This window comes from Streptomyces sp. SID11385, assembly GCF_010548245.1.
Lineage (GTDB): Bacteria > Actinomycetota > Actinomycetes > Streptomycetales > Streptomycetaceae > Streptomyces.
Genome location: NZ_JAAGLR010000125.1, coordinates 1 through 4,031, shown reverse-complemented (window position 1 = coordinate 4,031; position 4,031 = coordinate 1). Strand labels below are relative to the sequence as shown.

Below are 4,031 nucleotides of genomic sequence, written 5' to 3'. Positions count from 1 at the left end.
GCGGATCGCCGACATGCTCTCGGGGCAGGCCAGAGCCCGCGCGCTCGCCGCGCTCGGCCGCTTGCGCGTCGAACTCGTCGAGGATGTCGTGACGGGGGCCGGGGCCGGGCCCGGAGCGGCGGACGGGGAGGTCAGGCTGCGCTCGGGCGGTGCGCTGCCCGGGGATCTCGTGCTGTGGGCGATCGTCGCGGGGGTGCCGCCGCTCGCCGCCGACAGCGGCCTGGAGGTGGACGCCGCGGGCCGGGCCGTGGTCGACCCGTACCTGCGCAGCGTCAGCGACGGGCGGATCTTCGCCGTGGGCGACTGCGCCGCCGTGCCGGGCGCGCGCTTCGGCTGCCAGACCGCCGGGCCGCAGGCCGCGCACGCCGTGGACGTCCTCGCCCGGCTCCTCGCGGGCCGCGAGCCGAAGCCGTATCCGCTGCGGTACGTGGGCCGTTGCGTGAGCCTCGGACGAGCGGACGGCGTCATGCAGTTCACCCGTCGCGACGACTCCCTGCGCGCCGCGCACCTCGGGGGCCGGACGGGGGCCCGGGGCAAGGAGCTCATCGTGCGGGCGGCTGCCTTCGGCTCGCGGAAGGGGTTCAGCGGCTGAGGCGGTGTCCGGCCGGGGGGTGGAGGCGCATGGCCGGATCACGCGGACCGCGCACCGGTCCCGCCGGTCCCGCCGTTCCCCCGTCCGGCGTGCGAAGGTCCCGTAAGGTCGGGTTCGTGCCCCTCAACGACACGGACCTGGCCGCGCTCCTCGCCCCCGCCGGGCTGCGCTTCCTCGCACGCGTACGAGGCGAACCGGCCATGCCGCCCCTGCCCGAGGGCGGGGCCGCGTCCGCGCTGCCCGCCCAGGGACGGCACGACGCGCGCGCCCACGAGGTCGCCGCCGTGGACGCGCCGGACCTCGCCGACCGCGTCAACGCGGGCTGGTTCCGGATGGCGAAGGAGTTCCGGCTCCTCGACGCGGAGGAGGGGTTCGTCCTCGGGGTGGACTACGCGGCCACCCCGGGCGAGCGCCTCGACGGGGCGCACCGGGGCTGGGCGCGGGTGCGGCTCGGCGAGGAGTGGGACTTCGTCCGCAGCGAGGTGGAGCAGTTCAGGAGCGCGATGGCCGGACTCTTCACCGAGCGGTACGTACCGGAGTTCACCGTCCTCGCGGGCGACGGCCACCTCCTCATGAACACGACCGTGTGGGGCGACGGCACGGTGAGCACGCTGGCGGTGCGCGGACCGGGCACGCGGTGATCGTTCGCGGCCGCTCGTCCGGGGCCGCGCACGGGTCCGCCGGTTACGGTGAGCGGTGACCCCCGCCGGGCTCGCGCGCGTACGGGCCCGGTGTCGCTGCCGTTCCGTACGAGGTGACCGCCATGAGCGACCGTCCGCCCCTTTCCTCGGCCCCCACCGCGGCCCACCCGGCCCGCGTCTACAACGTCTGGCTCGGCGGCAAGGACCACTACCCGGTGGACCAGGAGGCCGCGGAACTCGCGGCCCGCGCCAATCCCGGCATCGTCCCCTCGGTCCGCGCCAACCGCGCCTTCCTCGGCCGCGCCGTCGAACACCTCGTCGCGGGGGGCGTCCGGCAGTTCCTCGACATCGGTACGGGCATCCCCGCCGCCGACAACACGCACGAGGTCGCGCAGCGCGCCGCGCCCGCGTCCCGGATCGTCTACGTGGACAACGACCCGGTCGTCCTCGCGCACGCCCGCGCGCTCCTCGTCAGCTCCGCCGAGGGCGCCACCGACTACGTGCAGGCCGATCTGCGCGAGCCCGAGAAGATCCTCGAAGAGGCCGCCCGTACGCTCGACTTCACCGAGCCCGTGGGCCTCATGCTCATCGCGGTGCTCCAGTACCTGCGCGACGAGGAGGACCCCTGGGACGTCGTACGGCGGCTCCTCGCGCCGCTCGCGCCCGGCAGCCACCTCGTGCTCTCGCACCCCGCGAGCGACATCGGCGCCGACGAGGTCGCCGAGTCCATGCGCGTCTACAACGAGCGCGCCGCCGACCACGCGGCGGCGACCCCCCGCACTCGCGAGCGGGTGGGCGAGTTCACCGCCGGCCTCGCCCTGGTCGACCCCGGCGTCGTCCCCCTGACCCGCTGGCGCCCGCGCGCGGACGACGTCCCGAACGACGAGCTGCCGATGTGGTGCGCGGTGGCGCGGAAGGAGGGGTGAGAAGGGGGGACCGGGAGCCGGGCGGCCGGGCGCGCCGGTTCAGCCGACCCGGACCAGCTCGCCCCGCTCCAGCGCCGTCCACACCGCGCCGTCCGGACCCGTCGTGATGCCGTGCGGTTCCGGCGCCTCGCCCGGGAGTCGTTCGTACGCGAGCACCGTTCCGTCCGGGGCGAGGGCGCAGACCCGGCCCGTGCCCCAGGCCGTGCACCACACCGTGCCGTCCGGCGCGACCGTGACCGCGTGCGGCCGGGCCGTTTCGCGGTCCGGGAGCGGGTGTTCGGTGATCCGGCCGTCCGGGGCGAGGCGGGCGAGCGCCCCGGCGGCGATCTCGGCGCACCACAGCGAGCCGTCCGGGCTCAACGCGATGCCGACCGGAGCGGCGCCCGGTGTCGGCAGGGGGTGCGTGGTGACCGTGCCGTCGAGCGCGACGCGGGCCACGGCGTGCGCCTGGTTGAGCGTGCACCACAGCGCTTCGCGGGCGGGATCGGCGACGAGCATCGAGGGGAACGCGCCGGGGACGGGCAGCGGGAACTCGGCGAACTCCCCCTCCGGCGTGAGCCGTCCGATCCGGCCGGGGGTCATCTCGGTGAACCACAGCGCGCCGTCGGGGCCCGTGGCGATCCCGTACGGGCCCGAGTCCGCCGTGGGCGGCGCGTACTCCCGCACCTCGCCGTCCCCCGAGATCCGCGCGATCCGGCCCGAGCCGTTGAGCGTGCACCACAGCGCCGCGTCCGGCCCCGGGGTGATCACGGTCGGGCGGCTGTCCGGCGCGAGGGCGAAGCTCGTGAGCCCGCCGCCGCCCGGCACGAAGCGGCCGATCCGGCCGTCCCCGGCGTACGTGAACCACAAGGCCCCGCCGTCCGGCCCCGATCCGGTCGCGAGGGAGTACGGGCCGGTGCCGCCCGAGGAGACGTCGTAGGCGGTGAGTGGGGGGCGGCGCATGGAGCCTCCGGGGCTCGGTGGGGGAGGCGAGCGTACCTCCCCCGAACGTTTCGCCCCCGTCCCGCGTCTAAGCCTCAGCCGCAGTGGAGGGTGGGGGAATGGCCGCAGGGCGTGGGCTCGGACGGGGTGAACAGCCGCCCCCGGCAGGGGTCGTGGACGTGGACGTGTCACGAGTGCGGGCCGTGCTCGTGCTCGGGGGCGTGCCGTGGGGGGAGTTGGACGACGGGGTGCAGGAGGTGCGGCTCAAACTCCTTGAGCAGCAGGCCGATCCGGGGCGCCCCGGGATACGCAACCCCTCCGCCTGGAGCGGCGTCGTGGCCGCGCGCGTCGCCGTGGACCGGCACCGGGCCGGGGCGCGCGAGGACGGTCTGCGCGCCCGGCTCGCGGCGCGGTGGGCGCGGCCGGAGGCCGTACGGCCGCTCGACGAGGACCGCACGCTCGCACTCACCGTCGCCGAAGCACTCGCGCGCCTCACGCCCGAGCAGCGGCACCTGCTCGTGCTCCGCTTCTACGTGGACCTGCCGGTCGCCGCCATCGCGCGCGAACTCGGCGTCCCCGAAGGCACGGTGAAGAGCCGGCTGCACGCCGCCACCGCCCGTATGCGGGCCCTGCTGAGCGAGACGGAGGGGGATTCCGGTGACCGGACCGACTGACGACGACGACCAGAGGCGTTCCCCCGAGACCGGCGCGACGGCCTCCGAGGAGGCCCGCCTCCGCCGCGCCTTCGCGCTCATCGCGGGGGAGTTGGCGGGGGAGGCTGCGGGGGAGCCTGTCGTGGGGCCGGTAGTGGAGTCCCGGGCGGAGGCGGCCGCCGTACCCGCTGCGACCTCCCCCCGCCTGGACGCCGAGCCGCAGGCCAACGCCCAGCCCCGCGAGGACCCCGCCCCCCTCCGCGCCCTCACCCCCGGCCGCCCCGTCCCGCCCCGCCTC

General features: G+C 76.5%; 5 protein-coding genes and 1 pseudogene. 5 read left to right on the top strand and 1 reads right to left on the bottom strand.

Annotated elements, in window-relative coordinates:
- From G3I42_RS04145 to G3I42_RS04135, 3 genes are all read left to right on the top strand, one after another.
- Positions 1-592, top strand: a 592-nt coding sequence (locus tag G3I42_RS04145) for an FAD-dependent oxidoreductase (protein WP_164282478.1), incomplete at its 5' end; no start/stop codon positions are given.
- A 116-nt stretch (positions 593-708) separates the two neighbouring features.
- Positions 709-1,233: a hypothetical protein gene (locus G3I42_RS04140; protein WP_164282477.1), complete on the top strand. Its 525-nt coding sequence runs from the start codon at positions 709-711 to the stop codon at positions 1,231-1,233.
- 122 nt (positions 1,234-1,355) lie between these two features.
- Positions 1,356-2,159 (top strand): SAM-dependent methyltransferase, encoded by an 804-nt coding sequence (locus G3I42_RS04135; RefSeq protein WP_164282476.1) that lies wholly within the window; start codon positions 1,356-1,358, stop codon positions 2,157-2,159.
- A gap of 39 nt (positions 2,160-2,198) precedes the next feature.
- Here G3I42_RS04135 and G3I42_RS04130 read toward each other — a convergent pair whose 3' ends face one another.
- Positions 2,199-3,101, bottom strand: a complete 903-nt coding sequence (locus G3I42_RS04130) for a virginiamycin B lyase (RefSeq protein ID WP_164282475.1) — start codon at positions 3,099-3,101, stop codon at positions 2,199-2,201.
- 98 nt (positions 3,102-3,199) lie between these two features.
- On the opposite strand from G3I42_RS04130, the gene G3I42_RS04125 reads away from it, so the two are divergent.
- Both G3I42_RS04125 and G3I42_RS37365 read left to right on the top strand, forming a co-directional pair.
- Entirely contained in the window at positions 3,200-3,754 is a 555-nt protein-coding gene (locus G3I42_RS04125) for a sigma-70 family RNA polymerase sigma factor (RefSeq protein WP_203606340.1), read from the top strand.
- A pseudogene (locus G3I42_RS37365) lies at positions 3,738-4,031 on the top strand (translation initiation factor IF-2); the annotation flags it as partial. The gene G3I42_RS04125 and the pseudogene G3I42_RS37365, both read left to right, overlap by 17 nt.

Coding starts and splice junctions, on each gene's coding strand:
- G3I42_RS04130 (WP_164282475.1), bottom strand. CDS start 3,101: ATGCGCCGCCCCCCACTCACCGCCTACGACGTCTCCTCGGGCGGCACC.
- G3I42_RS04125 (WP_203606340.1), top strand. CDS start 3,200: ATGGCCGCAGGGCGTGGGCTCGGACGGGGTGAACAGCCGCCCCCGGCA.
- G3I42_RS04135 (WP_164282476.1), top strand. CDS start 1,356: ATGAGCGACCGTCCGCCCCTTTCCTCGGCCCCCACCGCGGCCCACCCG.